Source organism: Bacillus sp. 05T21 (assembly GCF_056396785.1).
Genome location: NZ_JBFTMD010000044.1, coordinates 1 through 23,475, shown reverse-complemented (window position 1 = coordinate 23,475; position 23,475 = coordinate 1). Strand labels below are relative to the sequence as shown.

At 34.8% G+C, this 23,475-nt stretch carries 14 protein-coding genes, 1 pseudogene and 1 other annotated feature; of the genes and pseudogenes, 14 read left to right on the top strand and 1 reads right to left on the bottom strand.

Annotated features, from left to right (window positions below; genetic code table 11):
- Nucleotides 1–371 precede the first annotated feature (371 nt).
- Complete coding sequence (locus AC1DKZ_RS31115; RefSeq protein WP_476997827.1) at nucleotides 372–2,069, bottom strand: helix-turn-helix domain-containing protein; 1,698 nt, start codon at nucleotides 2,067–2,069, stop codon at nucleotides 372–374.
- A 549-nt stretch (nucleotides 2,070–2,618) separates the two neighbouring features.
- On the opposite strand from AC1DKZ_RS31115, the gene gntR reads away from it, so the two are divergent.
- The 14 genes and pseudogenes from gntR to AC1DKZ_RS31045 form a co-directional block, all read left to right on the top strand.
- Complete coding sequence (gene gntR, locus AC1DKZ_RS31110) at nucleotides 2,619–3,350, top strand: gluconate operon transcriptional repressor GntR (protein ID WP_098562086.1); 732 nt, start codon at nucleotides 2,619–2,621, stop codon at nucleotides 3,348–3,350.
- The gene (gntK, locus tag AC1DKZ_RS31105; protein WP_476997826.1) at nucleotides 3,343–4,878 is read left to right on the top strand and encodes a gluconokinase; all 1,536 of its coding nucleotides are present in this window, start codon (nucleotides 3,343–3,345) and stop codon (nucleotides 4,876–4,878) included. The genes gntR and gntK overlap by 8 nt, the downstream gene beginning before the upstream one ends.
- Nucleotides 4,879–4,995: 117 nt before the next feature.
- The gene (gene gntP, locus AC1DKZ_RS31100) at nucleotides 4,996–6,342 is read left to right on the top strand and encodes a gluconate permease GntP (RefSeq protein WP_098562088.1); all 1,347 of its coding nucleotides are present in this window, start codon (nucleotides 4,996–4,998) and stop codon (nucleotides 6,340–6,342) included.
- 264 nt (nucleotides 6,343–6,606) lie between these two features.
- Nucleotides 6,607–8,016, top strand: coding sequence for an NADP-dependent phosphogluconate dehydrogenase (gene gndA, locus AC1DKZ_RS31095; RefSeq protein WP_016514213.1), 1,410 nt, complete (start codon nucleotides 6,607–6,609; stop codon nucleotides 8,014–8,016).
- Between the two features lie 1,966 nt (nucleotides 8,017–9,982).
- Complete coding sequence (locus AC1DKZ_RS31090; RefSeq protein WP_476997825.1) at nucleotides 9,983–11,692, top strand: hypothetical protein; 1,710 nt, start codon at nucleotides 9,983–9,985, stop codon at nucleotides 11,690–11,692.
- A gap of 919 nt (nucleotides 11,693–12,611) precedes the next feature.
- Nucleotides 12,612–12,842, top strand: a binding site (T-box leader).
- Nucleotides 12,843–12,927: 85 nt separating this feature from the next.
- On the top strand, nucleotides 12,928–14,202 hold the full coding sequence (gene serS, locus AC1DKZ_RS31085) for a serine--tRNA ligase (protein WP_476997824.1): 1,275 nt from the start codon (nucleotides 12,928–12,930) through the stop codon (nucleotides 14,200–14,202).
- Nucleotides 14,203–14,301: 99 nt separating this feature from the next.
- Entirely contained in the window at nucleotides 14,302–14,931 is a 630-nt protein-coding gene (locus AC1DKZ_RS31080) for a DUF1349 domain-containing protein (RefSeq protein ID WP_476997823.1), read from the top strand.
- 293 nt (nucleotides 14,932–15,224) lie between these two features.
- The gene (locus AC1DKZ_RS31075; RefSeq protein ID WP_476997822.1) at nucleotides 15,225–16,331 is read left to right on the top strand and encodes a conjugal transfer protein; all 1,107 of its coding nucleotides are present in this window, start codon (nucleotides 15,225–15,227) and stop codon (nucleotides 16,329–16,331) included.
- 2 nt (nucleotides 16,332–16,333) lie between these two features.
- Nucleotides 16,334–16,624 carry a hypothetical protein gene (locus AC1DKZ_RS31070; RefSeq protein ID WP_476997821.1) on the top strand — a complete coding sequence of 97 codons (291 nt, stop codon included), beginning with the start codon at nucleotides 16,334–16,336 and terminating at the stop codon, nucleotides 16,622–16,624.
- A 39-nt stretch (nucleotides 16,625–16,663) separates the two neighbouring features.
- Nucleotides 16,664–17,068, top strand: coding sequence for a TcpE family conjugal transfer membrane protein (locus AC1DKZ_RS31065; RefSeq protein ID WP_431183307.1), 405 nt, complete (start codon nucleotides 16,664–16,666; stop codon nucleotides 17,066–17,068).
- 59 nt (nucleotides 17,069–17,127) lie between these two features.
- A complete protein-coding gene (locus tag AC1DKZ_RS31060) occupies nucleotides 17,128–19,668 on the top strand; it encodes an ATP-binding protein (RefSeq protein WP_476997820.1) in 2,541 nt (846 codons plus the stop codon).
- 1 nt (nucleotide 19,669) lies between these two features.
- Nucleotides 19,670–20,152, top strand: coding sequence for a hypothetical protein (locus tag AC1DKZ_RS31055; protein ID WP_476997819.1), 483 nt, complete (start codon nucleotides 19,670–19,672; stop codon nucleotides 20,150–20,152).
- A 34-nt stretch (nucleotides 20,153–20,186) separates the two neighbouring features.
- Nucleotides 20,187–22,685, top strand: coding sequence for a proline-rich domain-containing protein (locus AC1DKZ_RS31050; protein ID WP_476997818.1), 2,499 nt, complete (start codon nucleotides 20,187–20,189; stop codon nucleotides 22,683–22,685).
- A gap of 27 nt (nucleotides 22,686–22,712) precedes the next feature.
- Nucleotides 22,713–23,333: pseudogene (locus AC1DKZ_RS31045) on the top strand (lysozyme family protein); the annotation flags it as partial.
- Nucleotides 23,334–23,475 lie beyond the last annotated feature (142 nt).

Genomic DNA, 23,475 nt, shown 5'->3' with positions numbered 1-23,475 from the left:
GTCTATTGCTACATAGTCTTTTAGAAGGGGACTTTATTACTGCTAGAAACTTTTTAGACTATCAATGGATTCTCAATTACCCGTCATGATGAACGGAAGAATACATATGGCTATTACCCTGAAGAAAAATGACTGAGGTGTTTTCTTTCTTCAACAACGGACAAAGCATTCCTTTAATGCTTTGTGAACAATTACACTTAAACAAACGGGCGCTTTTCTTCAATAAGCATCTTCAACAATCGGGCGCGATTGTTGAACAAAAATTACAAGGGTGATACATATTACACATGACTAATATGTATCACCCTTTATTTTTTATGACTTTTTGTGTTTTAGGTATTGATAATAAATTTAAAGGTATCTGCTTCTTTTTACATAGATTCTATAATTATTTGTCTTTCATACCACTTGTTTAGTTTTTCATTAACACTTTTTGAAATGCGTTTCATTTTTTTATTACAAAATCTTGATAGCGTAGCAGGGGATAGACCTATTTCATCTGCTATCTCACGCATTGTTTTATTTTGATGCATATGCTGATGCATAATTTTCTCTCGAATCATATCCTCTGATCCTACAGTAGGTTGTTTTACTGTATCTGCAATATAACGCTCCTCTTGCTTCTCTTGCGTATCTATTGTCTTTTTCTTCACCATACTATCTATATTATTCATCAATTCTTTTGGAGGTAAGATAATGATTCCCAACTTTTCATAGTAATTCTTAAACCAATTACGTTCTCCTATCTTTGTTTCATCCAATTCTTCTGCATATGCCCAATGTGAAATGACATTTTCTTTTTCTAAGTCAATTAAAACATTTTCCAGTTGTTCTCGGATTCGAGTTGGGCGACCCTTCGTTGTTTTAATACCTATTACAGATAGTAGACCTTTTTCTCCACCAATGGAGTATGGTCTTTTTAAAGTACTGTATTGCTGACGGATTCTCCACTGCCATGATAAATAACGTATTAAACGTTTATGAAACTTGTGTCTATAGCTATTATACTCTAGTGCTTTTTTCGATAGTAACGCAGTTGTACTATTAGAACCATACAAATAGCCTGATAAGAAACTACCTGGTTTAATCTTACAGGATTCTATTCCCATATATTCATTAGTATTCTTATCTCTCCATAACACTACTGAATCCAGTACGAATAGCCTTTTGATTACTTCACGTTTTACTTCGAATTGTTTCCCAGTTTCTGCTTGATCGTTCAGTACTACAACTTCATTATCATCATTCAAATAAATAAAGATACTAGCTAAAGCTGCAATACGTTGTGCTATTTTTATCTTATCTTCTGCGCGATAATACTCTACACCATTTGCGGATGCTTTTGGCATATTGCACAATTCCAATACGTTTTCATAACTAAAATCTATGAATTCATCTGGTGATTTAGCTTGATTTAACCACTGGATTGTAATGGTATCCAAACAATCTGCTGTAAGGTCATCCATATTACTAATTACTCCATCGACCAATATGGACCATCTCTCTGCTTCGTTTGTGTTAACTAGTCTCAAATCCTCATCCTTATGTGAGGATAGTTGTGCAACTCCACTTGAATTTTTCGTTTCTAATGGCAATACCGGTTTTGCTACTGCTTCATCTTCCTCAAAATGATTTTTTGCTATTCCATCACGTAGTTGATAATACATTGCGTCATTGGTTACAGGATAGTAATCATCCGATATATCTTCTATATGTTCTGTTACCTGACTATCTTCAAAAATTGAAATTTGAGTTGGCTCAACTGCTTCAACTTTTCCTCCGAATTCTTGTTCAATGATCTTATCTAGTACATTTTGAATCTCAATTTTATATTTATCCAGATTGGCATAAATGTTCAATACCGATACTCCTTGCTCTTGTTTCTGACCTAACCAAGAAACAAGTGTTGAAAAGGAAGGGGACATATTAGCTGATGTTACTAATTTATCGTGATTCTCTTGTACTTCTTTATAGTATTTATTCCATTTGGCCCATAACTGCTTGTTTTCTTCATAAATTGGAGCAGCAAGTAGGAGGGCATCACTGAACAATACTAATACTTTTTCCATATTTAAGTACCTCCTAACAATGTTAATAACCAATATAATTTAAATCCTAACACTATGAAACGTCATAGCTATATGATGGCTACATAACCTTTAAGTTGAAATGTTATCCGAATAATCCGCACAATTGTTGATTTTTACTCGTTCTATTGTGGATTATTTAAATTCTCTTTACTTGTCTTTAATTATATAAGACTGCTTCTATTTGTAAAATCATTACTTTACAATACAATTTCAATTTTTAAAAGTTTTTAATGCTCAAATTCAGTTACTGTTACATTCTTAACATCTATATTTTTGATTCAAAAAATTGTAAACCCGAGTGGTAAATATGTTGATGTAAGTCCTTGGATATCGTATTCTTCAGTTTTCCATTCCCTAAATCTTCTTCATCAACAATAATAGTTTTTGGGGCGACTTGATTTATTAGCTTGATAATTATGGGGCTTTCCTCTAAAACAACCAAAGCAAACAATAAAAGCGCTTGCATAATTAAAAATCCGAGTTATAATACTTGTATACAAGTATACTTGATTAACACGAGGTGAGTTTATGACGAAATCAATGGAATTTCTTTATCCTGAAAAATGGCTTTCAAAAGCTTCTACAGGTGATCGTGTTGCGAGCGAACTGAGAATGCGCATTATTGCAGGCGAAATTGAAAGCGGTACCATCCTATCGGAAAATAAATTAGCTGCCGATTTTTCTGTAAGTCGGTCACCCGTTCGTGAAGCATTAAAAGTACTAGCTTCTGAAAATATTATTCGCTTAGAAAGAATGGGCGCAGTTGTCATTGGTTTAACCGAGAAAGAAATCGAAGAAATATATGATGTTCGTTTACTTATAGAAACGTTTATCTTTGAGCGACTTGTAAAGATGGACACAAATGATTTAGTAAGAGAACTAAATAAAATAATGGAAATGATGAAAATCGCCATTAAATATCATGATTCTGATGAGTTTTCTTATCAAGATCTCTTATTCCATGAAACGATTATTCGAACCATTGGGCATTCCTACATCCTGATGATCTGGAATAATTTAAAGCCTGTTATGGAAAGCTTAATCCTTTTATCAATGCGTACTCGTTTCAAGGAAAAGTACGAAGACTTTGAACGGGTTATTAAAAATCATGAGCTTTATATAAAAGCAATCGAATCAAAAGATCGAGCCCTCATGATTGAGGCCTTACATCAAAACTTTGATGATGTTCAAGGGAAAGTTGAAGATCTCTGGATGTCACAACAAATGTTATCTAAAGGAGTAGAGCAAGGACATGAGTAGCTATATGTTAGGTATAGATATCGGTACAACAAGTACGAAAGCAGTTTTATTTACTGAAAAAGGCGAAGTCATCCAAACCGAGAATATTGGTTATCCACTTCGCACACCGGATATATCCACAGCGGAACAAGATCCAGAAGAGATTTTCCAAGCTGTTTTACAAGCGATATCAAATATATCGAAACAGCATTCAGATAAAAAACCATCGTTTATTTCATTTAGCAGTGCTATGCATAGTGTCATTGCTATGGATGAAAATGATCAGCCGCTGACACCTTGTATCACTTGGGCAGATAATCGTAGTGAGGCATGGGCACATAAAATCAAAGATGAACTGAATGGCCATGAAGTTTATAGACGGACAGGAACGCCTATTCACCCGATGTCACCATTAAGTAAAATTACATGGATTGTGAATGACCATCCTGAAATCGCTGTTAGAACGAAAAAATATATCGGAATCAAAGAATATATCTTTAAACAATTCTTTGATCAATATGTTGTCGATCATTCCATCGCTTCATGCATGGGTATGATGAATTTAAAAACACTAGATTGGGATGAGGAAGCTTTAAAAATTGCTGGTGTAACACCTAATCAATTATCTGAACTCGTACCAACTACCAGAATATTTAGCAACTGCAATCAAGATTTAGCCCAAAAGATTGGTATCGATCCACAAACACCGTTTGTCATTGGTGCCAGTGATGGGGTGCTTTCTAATCTAGGTGTGAATGCAATTCGAAAAGGTGAGATTGCTGTCACAATTGGGACAAGTGGTGCTATTCGGACCATCATTGACAAGCCACAAACAGATAAAAAAGGAAGAATATTTTGTTATGCCTTAACTGAAAAGCATTGGGTAATTGGTGGACCGGTAAACAATGGCGGAATGGTCCTTCGTTGGATTCGTGATGAACTTGCTTCATCAGAAGTAGAAACTGCGAAAAGACTAGGAATTGATCCATACGATGTATTAACTAAAATAGCTGAACGCGTGAGACCTGGTGCAGACGGATTATTATTCCATCCATACCTCGCAGGTGAACGTGCACCATTATGGAATCCAGATGTACGTGGCTCCTTCTTCGGTTTAACGATGTCACATAAGAAGGAACATATGATTCGTGCAGCTTTAGAAGGCGTTATATATAATTTATACACTGTATTCTTAGCGTTAACCGAATGCATGGATGGTCCTGTAACCCGTATTCAAGCAACAGGCGGCTTCGCAAGGTCTGACGTTTGGCGACAGATGATGTCCGATATTTTCGCATCTGAAGTCGTTGTTCCAAAGAGCTACGAGAGCTCTTGTCTAGGTGCATGTATATTAGGTCTCTATGCCACAGGAAAAATTGATTCTTTTGAAATCGTTTCCGAAATGGTTGGCAGTACCTACAAACATACACCGAAAGAAGAAGCAACAAAAGAATACAGACAATTACTGCCGATATTTATTAACCTATCAAGGGCGCTAGAAGATGATTATACACGAATTGCAAATTATCAAAGAAATTTAATAAAGTAAAACTTTCATCAGTAATCCCCCACGCCTCGCTTCTATCTAAATCTCGAGGTGGGGGGCCTTACTGCCCACGAATAGCGGGATAAATACAAATACAGCTAAGATTAAGGGGGAACTATGATGCCATTAGTCATTGTAGCAATTGGGATTTTAGCATTACTTTTACTGATTATGCGCTTTAAATTAAATACCTTTATTTCATTAATCATTGTATCGGTCGGGGTTGCTTTAGCACTTGGAATGCCACCAGAAAAAATTTTTAAAACCATTGAAGCGGGATTAGGCGGAACACTTGGTCATTTAGCACTCGTTTTTGGACTTGGTGCGATGTTAGGTAAGTTGCTTTCAGATTCTGGGGGCGCACAACGCATTGCCATGACCCTTGTGAAAAAATTCGGTGAAAAGAACATTCAATGGGCTGTTGTGACTGCCTCATTTATTATCGGTATTGCATTATTTTTTGAAGTAGGATTAGTATTATTAATTCCGATTGTATTTGCGATTTCAAGAGAATTAAAAGTTTCTATCTTATATCTCGGTATTTCGATGGCAGCAGCTTTATCTGTAACACACGGATTTTTACCGCCACACCCAGGACCAACTGCTATCGCTGGTGAATTGCATGCAAACATCGGTGAAGTATTACTTTACGGTTTTATGATAGCGGTTCCAACAGTTGTGTTAGCTGGACCTGTATTTACTAAACTCGCAAAAAAACTAGTACCTGAGGCATTCACAAAAACCGGTAATATCAAATCTTTAGGTGAGCAGAAAGTATTTAAACTTGAAGAAACTCCTGGATTTGGAATCAGCGTTTTTACCGCTTTACTGCCTGTTCTTTTAATGGCAGTCGCTACAATTATTACTTTGCTGCAAAAAACAATGGGATTTACAGATAATAGTTTACTAGCAGCAATCGAGTTTATTGGGAATGCGGATACAGCCATGTTGATATCCTTACTAGTTGCGATCTATACAATGGGATTGGCAAGAAATATTCCAATCAAAAGCGTGATGGAATCTTGTACAACAGCGATCTCAAATATTGGGATGATGCTCTTAATTATTGGTGGAGGCGGAGCTTTCAAACAAGTATTAATTGATGGCGGCGTTGGTAACTATGTAGCCGAATTATTCAAAGGAACTTCATTATCACCGATCTTGCTCGCATGGATTATCGCTGCCATCTTACGTATTTCATTGGGGTCTGCTACGGTTGCTGCATTAACAACTGTCGGTTTAGTGATTCCGATGTTAGGTCAATCTGATGTTAACCTTGCTTTAGTTGTCCTTGCAACAGGGGCGGGTAGTTTAATTGCTTCACACGTGAACGATGCTGGTTTCTGGATGTTCAAAGAGTACTTTGGTTTAAGCATGAAAGAAACATTTGCAACATGGACTTTACTTGAGACTATCGTTTCTGTAGCCGGATTAGGATTTACTTTATTATTAAGTCTATTTGTATAGATCTTTCTAAACAATAAAAGGGATACGGAAGCTGTTTAATGTGATTTTTCATAATTAACCGGTTATTTTTCATGATTGATTAATAAGGATGAAAATTTCTCTTTATTTTTTAACTTGATAGTGATGTGCCGTGTCCCTATAACCTTTTGCACGAATATTGGCGGAGCCTATTGAAATGAAAAAGATTGATTATTTGATTAAAGTGTTATTTTAGGTATATATACTATAATACAGAGTAACATACATGGAAAGGAACGATGGAATATGGCAAAGTTACAAATTGGAGTTGTTGGTGTGGGCGTTATGGGAAAAAGCCTCGCACTTAACTTTGAGAGCAAAGGGTATTCTGTTGCCCTATATGATATTTCAAAGGAAAAAGTTGATGAAATCATTGAGGAAAACCGTGGTAAAAACTTAGTTGGTACTCATATAGTTGAAGAGTTTGTTAACTCACTTGAATCACCTAGAAAGATTTTATTAATGGTTAATGCAGGGGAAATTACAGATAAGGCGATTGATTCTCTAGTCCCTTACCTCGATAAAGGTGATATTTTAATTGACGGTGGTAATACATACTTTGTCGATACAATTCGCCGAAACAAACGTCTTGCCGAAGAAGGAATCAATTTCATCGGTGCAGGTGTATCAGGCGGCGAAGAGGGTGCATTGAAGGGACCATCTATTATGCCAGGCGGACAGAAGGATGCATACGAAAAAGTAAAGGATATGCTTGAAAACATCTCTGCAAAAGTGAATAACGAGCCTTGCTGTTCTTATATCGGACCTAATGGGGCAGGCCACTATGTAAAGATGGTTCACAACGGTATTGAGTATGGAGATATGCAATTAATTTGTGAAGCATATTTCTTCTTGAAACAAACACTTGATTTGACTGCAGAAGAGTTCCATGAAATATTTGCTGAATGGAATAAAGGTGAACTGAACAGCTATCTAATTGAGATTACAGCCGATATCTTCAAGAAGAAAGATGAAGAAACTGGTAAGCCATTAGTGGATGTTATTCTTGATACTGCAGGACAAAAGGGTACAGGGAAATGGACAAGCCAAAGCGCACTTGATTTAGGTATCTCTCTGCCTATTATCACGGAATCTGTATTTGCACGTTGCATTTCTGCTTTAAAAGAAGAGCGCGTGAACGCAAGCAAAGTTTTATCTGGCCCTAAAGATAAAACAGCAATTGGAGTTGAAAAAGCTGAATTAATTGAAGCAGTGCGCCAAGCTTTATATATGAGTAAAATTTGTTCTTATGCACAAGGATTCACGCAATTGAAGGCAGCTTCTGAGGAATATGATTGGAACCTTGATTTTGGCAGCATTTCTATGCTTTGGAGAGGCGGATGTATTATCCGTGCTGCCTTTTTACAGAACATTAAAGAGGCTTATGAGACAAACACTGATCTACCGAACCTTTTACTTGATCCATACTTTAAAGAGATTGTAGAGTCATATCAAGGCGGATTACGCCAAATTATCTCAATGGCGGTACAACAGGGCATTCCGATACCTGCATTTTCAGCAGCAATTTCTTATTATGACAGCTATCGTACTGCCAAACTACCTGCAAACTTGTTACAAGCGCAGCGCGATTATTTTGGAGCGCATACGTATAAACGAGTAGATAAAGAAGGTACATTCCATACAAAATGGATATAAAATAAAAATGGACCAAGATTAAATTCTTGGTCCATTTTTTATCCCGCAATTGGCAGGCGATAAGACTCCCACTGATGGAAGTTTCACTTTAAACGAATGACTGAATCAAAATGCGTTTATTTTTCCCATTTAGATGAAAAACCACATAACCTTTAAGGTGAAATGTTATCTGAATAATCCGCACGATTGTTGGTTTTTACTCCTTTTATTTTGGATCATTTAAATCCTCTTTACTTGTCTTTAATTATATAAAACTGCTTCTATTTGTAAAATCACTACTTTACAATACAATTTCAATTTTTAAAAGTAAATTAGTTAAACACACTGATTTTTTGCTTAACGCCTAGATAACTTGTTACTCTAAGTCAAAACTTAAATCCCCCAGCTGCTTCTTATTTAAAACTACATAGCCTTATCATGGCTATAAACTCTTATTTGAAACTGCATAGCTTTATCGGGGCTATAAACTCTTATTTGAAACTACATAGCCTTATCATGGCTATAAACTCTTATTTGAAACTATATAGCTTTATCGGGGCTATAAACTCTTATTTGAAACTATATAGCTTTATCTTGGCCATAAGCTCTTATTTGAAACTGCATAGCCTTATCGCGGCTATTACTTCTTATTTGAAACTATATAGCCTTATCACGGCTATTACTTCTTATTTGAAACCATATAGCCTTATCATGGCTATAAACTCTTATTTGAAACTGCATAGCTTTATCGGGGCTATAAGCTCTTATTTGAAACTATATAGCCTTATCGCGGCTATTACTTCTTACTTGAAACGGCATAGCCTTATCATGGCTATAAGCTCTTATTTGAAACTGTATAGCTTTATCGGGGCTATAAGCCCTTATTTGAAACTGCATAGCCTTATCGCGGCTATTACTTCTTACTTGAAACTATATAGCCTTATCACGGCTATTACTTCTTACTTGAAACTATATAGCCCTATCACGGCTATTACTTCTTACTTGAAACGGCATAGCTTTATCTTGGCTATAAGCTCTTATTTGAAACTATATAGCTTTATCTTGGCTATAAGCTCTTATTTGAAACTATATAGCCTTATCATGGCTATTACTTCTTACTTGAAACTGCATAGCTTTATCGGGGCTATAAGCTCTTATTTGAAACTGCATAGCTATATGATGGCTATTACTTCTTGCTTTTAATAATGAATAGCTATATTGTGGTTACAATTTCGTAATTTATGAAACGTTATAGCTATATGGTGGCTACAACTTTAAAAAAATGAAACGGGAATATCCTAAAATTCATTGGACTAAAAAAATTTTTATTCTATGTAATTTAGTAATAAACGTTGATATAAAGCCATTTCATTAAATATGAAAGAAAACATACTAAAATCATTATAGCTATATGATGGCTACAACTTTCACTTTAAAACTTTAAACAAATCTATATATACCAAGGGTTACAGCGGTTTTTAATAAAATATAACTAGTTTTAAAAACATGAAACGTTATAGCTATATGACGGCAGGAAACATGAAACGAAATGAAACGTTTATAGCGGTATGATGGCAACAACATTTCATTTAAAAACAGTTATAAATCCCTATATATCAGTGTTTATACGAAATCTATAGAAATTTCTCAGTCAATCAAAAACATGAAACGTTATAGCTATATGATGGCTATAACTTTAAAAGGAAATTAGCGTAAAACCCTATAAAATCAATGGTTTAGAAAGATTCATCCCACTGCATACTACGTTTCATATTCAAAAAACTTTATAGCCCTATGGTGGCAACAAACTTTTTTTCATGAAACGTCAAACCCCTTGTCGCACAAGGGATTGAGGCACGTTTCATTTTTTTATTTTTCCTCTTAAAGGGACAAATTTCACCAGCATTCGATTTGATATAATCAAAAATGAAATTCTATATCTAATTGTAGGGAAAACTGCAACTTAAAATAAAAGGAGGTGAAAAAGATGGCAAAGCCTTTCGTTATAAAGAACAAACGTAGTTTGAATGGTGAAACAACAACACCGGTAATTGTAACAATTAAATCATGGCAAAAGTTAGTAGAAGCTTTGGAAGGTAAATATTACAGTTTTAAAGATACTTATCTAGAAGACATTGTGAATTCAATGTCCTATGAAGAACGAATTGCAGATGAAGAGGGATTTGTTGAACAAGCAAAGCCATCTTTTTCACTGAAAATGAAAAAGATTGTAGATAAAGTAAGTGGATTTGATAAAAACGAAGGCAGAAAACATAAGCTATATGGTATTACAAATGCTGATCTAGAAGTATTTCTATTTCTTCATAAAAAATGTAATACATATGGTGAGCTTACGCATGTATCAATCCACATGCTTTGGGAAGATTATAAAAATTATAAAGAAGCATTTGCACATATTCACCACTCACAATTTTATGTGGCTTTGAAGAAGTTAAGTTTCCATAACATCATTACAATTGAAAATGAGTACAGTGGTAAATATAAAATCACCTTAACTGATTTCATGAATAAGGAAACGAATAAAGCAAATGCATATACATTTATTAGCCCGATAGTATTTACCAAAGAATTCTTTGAGTTATCCATTGCAGCTAAGAAACTATTCATGGATGTAGCAATGCAGCAGAAACGCGAAACTACCCTGAAACGTTCTTTATTCAAAGTTGATGAACAAGGAAACTCAACACACTTTGGTGGTATGTATCGTTACTTACATAAGAAATACCCACATCAGATTCGTGCTGTACTTGAGGAATTAGAAACAAAACTTTCTGCTACTGGATCTCCTTTATTTAAAATTTGCAAGTTAGAAAAAGGGAAGAGGAATAAAAAGCAATACACAACATTGCATTTATCTGTACATCCTGATTTCTTATGCGCGAAAGAAGAAGGAGCAGAATACCGTGATCCATTTACACCACGAGATACATATAAGCGTAAAGTTAAATTCATTGAGAACTTGTTAGTTGAAATGAATATTGCTGAATTTGCAAAGGATATGAACCAATTTATTAACGTTTTAAAACACTCTTGTCACCGTCAAATTCGCCAAGTGGTTCGTGGCTTACGAGAAATGATTGATCGACAAGAAGGATATCCGAAAAAGCTTGTTTATACGCTAAGTAAATTATTAAAGCAATCTTCTCAATATCGTGTATTAGACACTGCTGCTAAAACTGGAATTTATCCTTTAATTACACACAATATACCTAAACATGATCAAGAAGAGGCCATTTTTAAATTTGGTACTCATTTTGCTATATACTCTTTACGAAATGTTCAAAAGCTATTCCGTAAAGCGCATGACCTGCTTCATGCGAAATATGCTGTACCTGTAACTATAGATGCTTACCATCGTAATTACATGCAGTATCAAGAGGAATCACTATTTAGAAAATATGCTTATGAACAAGGAGTAAATATTAACACATATACAGCATTAGAAATTGAAATTCGCGAACTCTTAAAGTCTAGTGGTCATAAAGGAAATCAAATCCCTAGTGATATTCGTGAACTGTTCATTGAAAAAATTGATAAATTGCCGAAGGAAAAGATTCGTGTAATTGAGGTCCCTGAAGACTTTGATTTAATTCAGTTTCTACAGTCCTTAGAAGCATATTACCGTTCAACAAGTGAAATACCACATACGGTTGATCAGCTGCTTCCAGCAATGTAAAGATACAGCTCTCTATTTTTGAAAAAAACAAAAGTAGAGGGCTATTCGTGTTGGAGGTAACGTATAGAGTGTATTAATTCAAACAAAACAGAGAGAAAGTTTTCAATTTAAATGATCACGACTCTCTATTTTTTATGCAATTACATACATTGCACGTGAAACAAAAGGAGATATTCACAATTTCTAAGATTTTAAATCTGAATATTCATTCTTTTTATATCATTTCATCTACAAAAAAGCAGAAATATTTTTTATAATTCTGTTGATATCTTAATAATTTTGACCTAATGTGTATAACATAAAGCCTTAAGTACTGTTCTTATCATGTTCTATCTCTAAATCTACTTAAAATCAGAAAAACTTCTGTTAGTTATGTTTAAAAAGTGGATTCTGTTCCTAACTTTGACCAATTTGTTAATAAATTGTGTGTAGTTTTTAAGAAATGTGGAAAGTTTGTTCATAAATCAGCAAAATTTGCATTTATTATTTATTCATTCACTCGCATCAAATTAACGATGATTATATGTAGTTTTTATATAACTACTTTACGATATTTTGTAGTTTTTAATCCTCATCCAGCTCATTAAGTACGTTCCCAGTATTTACTTTTTATGATTTTTTACGGCTAGAGTAACTATGAACCCTTAGCACAGCAATGTTTTAAGACGATTTTTTCTCTGTATAAAAGTTTTATCTTTTTTCTTTATATATATTAAAGATATATATTATATTAGGTTTTTATATTGTGTAATACTTATTATAGAGAATAGACCCTGTGTAAAACTAATTTCATTTCTTAATGGAATTATTCTTTATTTTAAAAAAATCTAATCTAAATGTACTTTTTTTAGAAATACAATAATTTCTTGATAAATACACAGAATTATTGTAAAGTGGTGATAATTAAAATTTATATTGTTTAAAAGTAATGAAAGGAAATAGTAACAAGTATTTTTTCTTATAGAGAGTCGGTGGGTGGTGTAAACCGATAGAAGGAACTTGTGAATCCGTCCTTGAGCGAAATGTGGAACACTTCAATGTGAAGTTAGTAATCGTTTCCGGTTAAAAGCCGTTAATAATTTAAGTGGAGAGCGTATATTTTCTATGCTTTCAACTAGGGTGGCAACGCGGGTTAACTCTCGTCCCTTTTATAGGGACGGGAGTTTTTTGTATTTTATCTAGTTAAATCCCTAATTTTAAAAAGATTGGTTACGCAATTAAGGAGGAGATAAAACATGTTAGATGTAAAAGTATTACGTACAAATTTAGAAGAAGTAAAGAAAAAATTACTTTATCGGGGTGGAGAATTTCTTGAGTTAGATAAATTTGAGGAATTAGATCAAAAGCGTCGTGAATTGTTAGTAAGGGGAGAAGAGTTAAAAAATAAACGTAATGAGGTATCTGAACGTATTGCTAATTTAAAGCGTGAAAAACAAGATGCTAATGAACTTATTAGTGGAATGCGTGAAGTGGGAGAAAATATTAAAAATTTAGATGATGAATTGCGTTATGTAGAAGAAGGGTTAAATACAATATTGCTATCATTACCAAATCTACCTAATGAAACAGTGCCTGTTGGGGAATCAGAAGATGATAATGTTGAAATACGTAAGTGGGGAGCAATAAGTGAATTTTCATTTGAAGCAAAACCACATTGGGAAGTTGCTGAAAAATTAGGATTACTAGATTTTGAACGTGCAGCAAAAGTAACGGGAAGCCGCTTCGTCTATTACAATGGATTGGGAGCACGTTTGGAACGAGCGGTAGCTAACTTTATGTTAGATTTACATGTTGAAGAACATGGTTATACAGAGGTGATTCCACCATTTATCGTAAATAGCGATAGTTTATTAGGGACAGGGCAATTCCCAAAATTTAAAGAAGATGTTTTCACATTAGAAGGCACTGATTATTCTTTAATTCCAACGGCGGAGGTACCGTTAGCAAACTATTATCGTGATGAAATTTTAAGTGGTGAAGATTTACCTATTAATTTTACAGCACATACTCCATGCTTCCGTTCTGAGGCCGGTAGTGCAGGACGTGATACGAGAGGATTAATTCGTCAGCACCAATTTAGTAAAGTTGAAATGGTCAAATATACAAAACCTGAAGATTCATACGATGAGTTAGAAAAATTAACAGCAAATGCCGAAAGAGTATTGCAATTGTTACAGTTACCTTATCGTGTTATTGCGTTATGTACTGCTGATATGGCATTTCCAGCTGCAAAAACATATGACATTGAAGTTTGGTTACCAAGCTATGGCGTATATCGTGAAATTTCTTCTTGTTCAAATTGTGAAGATTTCCAAGCGCGTCGTGCAGGTATTCGTTTCCGCCGTACACATGGTGCAAAACCAGAGCTGGTGCACACATTAAATGGTTCTGGATTAGCTATAGGTCGTACAGTAGCGGCTATTTTAGAAAACTATCAACAAGAAGACGGTTCAGTTATAATCCCAGAGGTATTGCGACCATACATGAGAGGAGTAGAAGTTATTAAATGAGGAGAACATTCCTTTGGAAGGTTACATATCAAGATTAAATAATTTTATTGTGTAAGTACATTTTGATAATAAATATAAAAGGTAAAGGAGATAATATTAATGAATAATCAATATAGGCTAATAGAAGAATTTAATGATGCGGAATTTGATAAAAGTTTGAAATGGTTCTCTCCACCTAAACATTGGGAGGTTAATAGCAATAAATCAACGTTAATAATCAAAACCGACAAAGAGACAGATTTCTGGCAAAGAACACACTATGAATTTCAAGTTGATAATGGACATTTTTTATACTATGAATTAAATGGAGACTTTAGATTAATCACGAAAGTAAAATTTAAACCAGTAAATAGATATGATCAAGCAGGCTTAATGGTTCGATTTTCAAAAGATACTTGGTTAAAGGCATCTGTTGAGTATATACCTGATGACAATAATAAATTAGGTGTTGTGGTAACAAAAAATGGTTATTCTGATTGGTCTAGTCAGGAAATTTCGCAAGGTTTGAATTCCCTTTATTATCGAATAACAAGAAGGGGGAATAATTACTATGTTGATTATTCCTTAGACGGTTTTCTATGGAAACAAATAAGAATGGCTCACCTTTTTGAAGAAAAAGAATGCATGAAAGTTGGTATATATGCTTGTAGTCCACAAGGTGATGGGTATGAAGCAGAGTTTGGATTTATTAAGATTGAAAATATAGATGATAATACAAAAGTTTATTAAAAGTATAAAGTTATCATAACTCCTATAGGCCAATTGAATTGTATCTACTATAGAAAACAGGGCCTACATGTTAACCAATTTCATTTCTTAATGGAATTGGTTTTTTTATGTACTTTAATAAACATTATATTTAGTTTTAATCATTCTAAAAAAACTTTGATATAAAACATAAATTTTTTTTATTTCTCTTAGATTTCCGAAACAAGTAAATCATACTTAAAGTAGATAGTTGATTAGTGGAAATTACAATGAAATTTGTAATCTCCTAACCATTTAAAAAGAGAGGTGAAGACATGGTAAAAAAGAAGTCCCAGGAAGACGCCGAAAAAAAGAAATTTACATTCTTTAAAAAAGCAAAGAATAAAACAACTGAAATATTAGATATGCAACAAGAAAATTCAGAAGCACTTAAAGAAAAGAAGAAACGTAAAACAAGGGAGAAAGTTCCAGCTATAACAGGAAGAAAAGTAGGTAAGGTTACATTTTGGTGTGTGATGGGATTCGTGTTTGCAGGAAGCTCCCTTTCATTTATCCAACTTGCCGGTCCTCCTAGAGCAGTAGCTGTTCAAGAAAAGAAGGAGGAACCCGTAAAAATTAAAATGTCGGAAGCAGAATTAATTGCATATGCCAATAGTTTTGCCGCTGATTATTTTAACTGGAAGGTTGATATGAATGTAGCTGAAACACGGAAAAAACGATTAGAAAAATATTTAGTTGAAGGATCCGATGAGCAAGGAGGATTAAATAGAGATACTTTAAAAAATGCTTCTAGTACTTTAGTTAAGTCGGAAGCTGTAGAGGTTCGGCAAAAAGGAAATGAAGCAGAGGTTACATTGAAAATCATTCAAAAACTAGAACCTGTAAATAATCCAGCTCCTGGAACGACTCAAGCCCCAGATACACCAAAAGAACCTAAAGAAGTTACAAGGTACTTCTCTATTCCAATCTTAATGGAGAAAGGGAAGATGGTGATTCCTGACAATCCTACAATCGTTCATGGAGAGAGAGAAAAGGCATCTTATAAAGTGGCTACATTTAAATCAGAAGGACGAGAAATTAATACAGATGCAGAAATAAAAAAAGTAGAACAATTTTTACAATCTGTATTTAAAGTGTATACAGAAGGAACACCAGAAGAAATTGCTTACTACTTTGAAAAAAGCAATATAACAAATGGACTAAAAGGTATTATGACATTTAGCAAATTAGAAAACCTACGAATTTATGAAGATAAGGATAAAGGGTACAGAGTCTTAGTTGATGCCAAATTAAAAGATAATGATAGCAGCTTAGAGTACACATACACATATGATTTAAATCTAGTAAATAAAGATAACAAGTTTTCAATTAGCTCTATGAAAAACTTTGAAAACACGTTAGAGAAAGTGGAGGGTAAATAATTATGGAGCTTATGGGATTAGATATGGTTGCTCATCAATTACCTGCTATTATAGATGCAGCTGTAATAGGTAATATTAATTTTGGGGTGAATATTAAAAACTGGTTAGTAGCTCAATTAGGTCCTATCTTTTTAGTTGTAGCGCTTATTGGAGTAATCATCTTTGCAGTTAAACGACAAATGGCTGGTTTGATTGGTTGGATAGTTGTTTGTGCACTATTATCTGTATTTGTATTTTCACCAGATGTTTTCAAAGATCTTGGTACAAAGTTATATAACTTAATTTTCAAATAATATTTTTTGGAACTCATAAATTTTAAGGAGTTGGTATAAGTGACTCAGAAACCGACTCGTAAGGAAGTAAGGACTTATAACTCTATTTGGGATATTCCAAAGAGTTTATATGGGATAAGGGACATAACACTCCCTTTCCCAGTACCTTACAGACAGCTGGGGATCTTTGTTGGAACACTAGTATTGATTATATTTCTAAATCAGTTTTTACCCTTAGGAGAGAATGTCTTTTTTAAATATTTAATATTACCCGGTGGAATAGCGTACTTCTTTGGAAATGTAGAATTAGATGGAAAAAGTCCACACAAATTTATATATCGATTCTTTGTATTCACATTTGAAAGAAAAAAGTTGAGTCGTTATAAAGATACAACAGGTAATATTGGAAGCTATCAATATAAGACGGTAGTTCGATTTAAGGATGATTCAATTAAGAAAAAGTAATTAATTAATCTATACAGAAGAATTAGTTTAGTCTCATATTCTTCTCTAAGGAGGCACAAATGAATCAGGTTGAGTTTCCAGTCAAATATTTTCAAGATAATTTGATTTTTAACCAAGACGGTTCTTGCTGGGCGTATTATGAGGCATACGGGATTCCTTATGAATTTAAAGGAGACGATGATAAAAATACGTTGTTTATGCGACAACTCGGATTATTTTGGAATTACGAAGAAGAAAAACATCTCTTAATGATTCCTGTTTATCAGAATTTCAAAGAAAAAGCCGATGAGTTTAAAGAAACAGTAAGCGGTGAACTAAAAGAGCTTGCAATAGATCATACTGATGACGTTGTCCATGAATTAGAAAGGAAATTTGGTAAAAATGCAGTAGAATATCGTTACTTTATTGGTGTGAAATTAAAAGTAAGACACATTCAAGAAGGACTTAAGGAAATGCTTTATACTGCATTTCATACCTTTAAAAACACTGCAGAACAGTTTGGATTACTTGGTGATACCAAAATACTAAAAGCTGATTTGGAGATGTTTAAACGAGAAGCTAGCGCCTTTAGAAACAAAATAAGAAAACATTTAGCCGTAAGAAGTTTAGAAACAAATGAAACACAATGGATTGTATTACGAAACTTCTATCGTACATTAGAGGCACCTGTTACTGCAGGATGGACGCCACCAGTGGTTGATGACGATTCTGCTATCATTCCAAACCAAGAGAGTCTATTACGTTTAACGGAATCAGAAATAGACGTTAAAGGAAGACATATAGAAATGTCCCAAATTGGTTCTGATGGATTAGATTATCCAGCATATATGAGTTTCTTATCGGCATCGAAGATTCCATACACAATGGAATTTCCAGATCAAGAGTGGATGTATATGATCCAAAATATAGATTTCCCTATCGAACTAAGTGTTCGTACAGAAAATATTAACCATCGTAAAGCTCTATCTAAACTAAATAAAAAGAAAAAAGATTTAGAAGATCAAGAAGCACATGCAAGGGAAAATGCACAAACTGTTGGATTAAACGTGTATGAAGGTGTTCAAGAGGCTACTGAATTACAAGCTCTTATACAAAAGACACGTATGCCACTAGTTAAGACATCGGTGTCTTTCTGTATATGTGCTGAAGATTTAGATACAATGCGTCGAAATACGAATTCACTTATTTCTATTTATAGAGAGATGATGATTGAACTAGTAAGACCGTATGGAGACCAGTTCCTACTATTTAATGAATTTATCCCTGGTTCTAGAAGATATGTAAATGATTATATACACTTTATGGAACCTGGAGTTCTGGCAGCTGGTATGTTTGGTGCAACACAAGATTTAGGGGATAATATCGGGTTTTATATTGGAACAACTGGTATTTTAAACAAAGCAGTCTATATGACACCTTCTCTCGCAGCAACAAATACCGTTGCAAATCAAAAAACAAGCGCACTTTCAGTTGCAGTAACAGGAAGTACTGGTTCCGGTAAATCATTTGGAACGAACTTAATTGTTTACTTAGCTGTACTTGGAGGAGCTCAAACTCTGATAGTCGATCCGAAAGGTGAGAGGGGGAACTGGACAGAAGATTTACACGGTTTAGAAGGTAAAGTAAACGTAATTACACTAGGGACTGATAGACGAGATGAAGGAAAACTAGACCCATTTATCATTCATAAACATAGCCGAAAAGACGCAATTGAGTTAGCAATGACAATTCTTACTTTCATTACAGGTATTAAACCTGATAACTCGGGAAAATTCCCGCGCTTGGCTTCAGCCGTAGAATTCGTAGCAGGAATGGAAGAGCCGTGTTTAACAGCTGTATCTCAATACCTTGAAGATAGTGAGGATAAAGTGGATCAACAATTAGCTGCTCATATTCAAGCATTTGAGAATTTATCATTTGCACACTTAATCTTTGGTGATGGAACAAATAGAGATATTGAACTTGATACAGCAGTAAATATCATACAAATTCAGCATCTTGACATGCCAGATATTCAAAAAGATCCGAAAGATTATACCTTACAGGAAAATTTATCAGTTAGTATGCTGATGTCTCTATCTTCTTTTGCAAGAAAATTCTTTCAAAAAGACCCTACTAAATTCAAAATTGTTTTATTGGATGAAGCATGGGCAATTATGGGGACTTCTCAAGGGCGAGAGTTGGCTCGTAAGCTAGTTCGTGAAGGTCGTGCTTTAAACTCTGCAGTTTACTTTGCAACTCAAAGTGCAAGTGACCTTGGAGATGAGACATTTAAAAATAATATCGGTATGAAGTTCTCATTCCGTAATACAGACAGTAAAGAAATTTCATCAATCTTAGATTTCTTTGGATTACCTGACAATGAAGAAAATCATGCAATTATTACAAATTTAGAAACAGGCCAATGTTTATTCCAGGATATTCAAGGAAGAACAGGTGTTGTCACAATGGATGTAGTGTTCAAGGATCTATACGATGCATTCGATACAAGACCAAATGCAAGGAAGAATTATAGAAAGTCAAATGATGATGAAAAGCAGGAAGTTAATGCAACCTTTGTCGAAGGAGGGGAAGAAAAAATAAATGTAGGAGTGAGTTAATATGTTAAAAACTAAATTTAAAAAAATTATGCTAACAAGTCTATGTGTAGGTACTCTTATCCTGAGTGCAGCATGTGGTAATAGTGAAAAAAATATTGGAGAAGAAAAGGATAAACAAGGGCACACTCCAAGGGAAGTTATGCTTGATTTTGTAAAAGCTGATTTACAGCGTGATCATAAAACAATACTTAAGCTTGTAGTGGATGGGGATAAAGATACTATATTGGACCGAAATCAAGGACCTAAAAATAATTTATCTTACAAAGATTATAAAGTAAAAGAGTATGTGGTAGATAAGGATACAATTATGTATAACTTTAGCTCGAAAAAACCCCCTAAAAACATCGATAAAGAAGTGAAGTGGATAAGGGTAGTTCGAACAGGTGAAGGTTTTAAAGTACGTAGTTATGCTGCTCCTTATCGAAACGAAATTGATGAAGTGGCAGATACTAAACCAACAAGTGAGTTTAGTTCAAACGATTAGTAGGTTTTCCCATAAAAAGGGGGAGTAACATGTAATGAAAAAGTTTATTACCCTATTCTTGTTAGTTTGTACATTCGTATTAGCATTTAATTTACTATTTAAAGCAGCACCAGTATATGCAGATGAGGAACCCAGACCATCTCTTTTAGATGATATTATCCCTAAAAACAAAGAAAAATTAAAATTCGAAGAACACCCTCCAAGTAGTTATGGGATTGATATTTACACACCAGAAGGTGGATTTGGTGAATCTCTTAAATTTTGGAGATGGGGAGATAAAGTAAAAGAACAAATGGTCGCTGTATTATTTAGCCTCATTAGTATTGGATGGACTCTTAATCTTGCAGTTAGTACTTTTGTAACAAGTATGGTTGGGCAATCTATGAGTCTTAATATAGTGGCCGATGTTGGGGATAAATTAGGAGATGTTATTTCAAAAGCGGCAGGATTTAATGGTTCTTGGGGTACTGGTATCTATAGTGAACTAATAGGCCTTATGTTAGCTTTCCTAGCTTGCTGGGTTATATGGGTTGGATTTGTAGAGCGACGTCAATCAGAAATGTTAGGCGGCTTATTGAAAACTTTAGGTATTCTAGTTTTTACATTGGGTTTCTTTGCAAACTCAAGCTATATCATTAAAGGGCTGAACAATTTTTCCGAACAAACAAATAAGACAGTTCTTGATGCTACTCAAAGTATTGCGGGAACTAAAGAAGGTTATTCAAGTGGTGTAGATTCCATTACGGATTTAACACATACTCTATTAATTAAACAACCTTATACATTATTACAATTTGGTACAACAGATATGAAGAAAATTGGTGATGAAAGAATTAAAAAGATGCTAACAACTACTAATACTGATGAGAGACAAAAGCTTCTAGAACATGAAGTGAAAGATGAAAATAATAAAATTCTAGAATTAGACGCTACCTTTGAACGTGGTGCATTAGTACTATTACTTTTTGTAATTAATGGACCATTATGGGTAGTTTTATGCTTATGTAGTATGGCGATGCTATTCTATCAACTGATGTTCATCATTGTGGCTTTAATGTCACCAGTAATGTTATTGATGGCTTTAGTACCAGCGTGGACTGGGACAGCGAAGAAATTCTTGGCTGAACTGTTTAGAACATTACTTATGAAAGTTGCGATTGGTTTTCTATTAACTTTAATGTTTTGGGTTTCTTCAATCTTATATAGTGCTACCGATAAATATGGATACCTAGTTGTAGCTGCATTACAAATACTTTCATTCTTAGGAGTATGGTTATATCGTAAAACAATTTTTGATGCAATTACTACAGTACCAGCAAGTGCAGGAGCAGCACGTGCATCAGATGCTATGAGTAATATTAGACAGAAATATCGTGATGTTAGACGTGGATCTAAGACAGTTGGAAGAGGTGTAGCAGTAGCTGGCGCCGCGGGTGTTGCAAGTGCTGCGGTGGCAGGGAAAATGGGTAAATCAGGCTATAGTAAGTTTAAACAGTTAAAAGAAAACTATGCAGATAGAAAAGAAAAGGTAGCAGATGGTAAACGCAAGGAAAAAGAACAAATGCAAGCAGAAAAAGAAAAAAATATTAATCAAATGAAAAAAGAAGAAAATTTAGGTGTTCGCGATAGAAAAGGAAATCAGGAGCAAGAAAGGGTTAAGGAAGAAGTAGCCGCAACTAAAGAGAATCCAGAATTAGCAGTACGAGGGAAACATGAAGATAATAATCCTGAAATACAACAAGCAGAACTAAAAGATAAAGAAGAGGATATAAAAGCGGATGTTAAACTAGTAGCGCAATCAAATGAGGAACTAAATAATAAAGAAGATGTAAAAGCTCAAGTTAGACCGGTAGCAAATCAAAATAATGGTGGACTTGAGAATAAGCAAGAAGATGTAAAGGCGGAAGCAAAACCAGTAGCAACAATTAAAACACCAACGGGTCAAACAAAATCAATGGATGGCAAACCGATCACACCACCACAGTCAGGAACAACACCATCACCAGCGAAGCCGATGGAAAGTAAGCCAATCACACCACCACAGTCAGGAACAACACCATCACCAGCGAATCCAATGGAAAGTAAGCCAATCACACCACCACAGTCGGGAACAACACCATCGCCAGCGAAGCCGATGGAAAGTAAGCCAATCACACCACCACAGTCGGGAACAACACCATCACCAGCGAAGCCGATGGAAAGTAAGCCAATCACACCACCACAGTCGGGAACAACACCATCACCAGCGAAACCGATGGAAAGTAAGCCAATCACACCACCACAGTCGGGAACAACACCATCACAACCGAAACCGATTGAGAGTAAACCAGTCACTACTTCACATGTAAGTACGCCACAAAAACAAGTAGAGGTAAAACCGGTTAATCCACAACAAACTAAAAATGTTCCTAAAGTGAATAATCAGCAACAGGTAAAAGAAGGGGCAGCAATTAAAAAAGTTGACACGAAAGCACAAACACAACAAGAAGCTTTAAAAAATGTAAAAGCAAAAAAAAACATAAAACCAAAATAATTCAGCTCATGAGGGAGGGTTTATACATTGAGTGCGGAACCAAATCGCGACCTTGAAAATGAACATCATCCTGAAGCTGAACTAGGGAATGCTAAGCCTGCCTTGAAAAAGGCAGGCCATTCTTTAGGGAAGGCGGTTGGTAAAGGATCAAAATTAGCGGGTAAGGCAGTTGCACAAGTAGGTAAGAAAGTAGCAGTTAAAGTAGCACAGAAGGCAGCTACAGTTGCTGTTGCAAAGCCATTATTAATAATAGCCGGTGTTATTCTGGCTGTTGTTGCAGGTCTAGGTTTAGTGATATTTTTATTAACTGCTACAATGGGTGAAGATGAAGTCAGTCCTGGAGGAATTGGTGGTCCTTTTGCCCCAGGTACTGCAAGTGTCAGTCCTGAAGTAATGAGATGGGAGCCATTGGTAAGGAAATATGCGGCGCAACATGGCATAGAAGCAATGACTCCATTAATATTAGCTCTTATTCAACAAGAAAGTTCTGGAACACAATTGGATGTTATGCAAAGTTCAGAATCACAAGGGTATCCTCCTGGGTATTTTACTGATCCAGAGGAAAGTATAAAATATGGTTTAATGCATTTTGCTGATTGTCATAAAAAATCAAATGGTGATCAAAATACTACATTACAATGTTATAACTGTGTGACACGTTCCTAACTGAAAAGGTTAGGCGCTGATTCAATAATCAGCAGAACTATTATTTCGAGAAGTCAAATGATAGGGTAACGCCTTGAAGGGCTTCCTCTGATACTCCGACATGCAGCATACAGAAGATAAGCCT

Bases quoted from the DNA above. Each gene is read 5' to 3' on its own strand.
- serS (WP_476997824.1), top strand. From the start codon at position 12,928: ATGTTAGATGTAAAAGTATTACGTACAAATTTAGAAGAAGTAAAGAAA.
- AC1DKZ_RS31050 (WP_476997818.1), top strand. From the start codon at position 20,187: ATGAAAAAGTTTATTACCCTATTCTTGTTAGTTTGTACATTCGTATTA.
- AC1DKZ_RS31075 (WP_476997822.1), top strand. From the start codon at position 15,225: ATGGTAAAAAAGAAGTCCCAGGAAGACGCCGAAAAAAAGAAATTTACA.
- AC1DKZ_RS31115 (WP_476997827.1), bottom strand. From the start codon at position 2,069: ATGGAAAAAGTATTAGTATTGTTCAGTGATGCCCTCCTACTTGCTGCT.
- AC1DKZ_RS31090 (WP_476997825.1), top strand. From the start codon at position 9,983: ATGGCAAAGCCTTTCGTTATAAAGAACAAACGTAGTTTGAATGGTGAA.
- AC1DKZ_RS31055 (WP_476997819.1), top strand. From the start codon at position 19,670: ATGTTAAAAACTAAATTTAAAAAAATTATGCTAACAAGTCTATGTGTA.
- AC1DKZ_RS31080 (WP_476997823.1), top strand. From the start codon at position 14,302: ATGAATAATCAATATAGGCTAATAGAAGAATTTAATGATGCGGAATTT.
- gndA (WP_016514213.1), top strand. From the start codon at position 6,607: ATGGCAAAGTTACAAATTGGAGTTGTTGGTGTGGGCGTTATGGGAAAA.
- gntP (WP_098562088.1), top strand. From the start codon at position 4,996: ATGCCATTAGTCATTGTAGCAATTGGGATTTTAGCATTACTTTTACTG.
- gntR (WP_098562086.1), top strand. From the start codon at position 2,619: ATGACGAAATCAATGGAATTTCTTTATCCTGAAAAATGGCTTTCAAAA.
- AC1DKZ_RS31060 (WP_476997820.1), top strand. From the start codon at position 17,128: ATGAATCAGGTTGAGTTTCCAGTCAAATATTTTCAAGATAATTTGATT.
- gntK (WP_476997826.1), top strand. From the start codon at position 3,343: ATGAGTAGCTATATGTTAGGTATAGATATCGGTACAACAAGTACGAAA.
- AC1DKZ_RS31070 (WP_476997821.1), top strand. From the start codon at position 16,334: ATGGAGCTTATGGGATTAGATATGGTTGCTCATCAATTACCTGCTATT.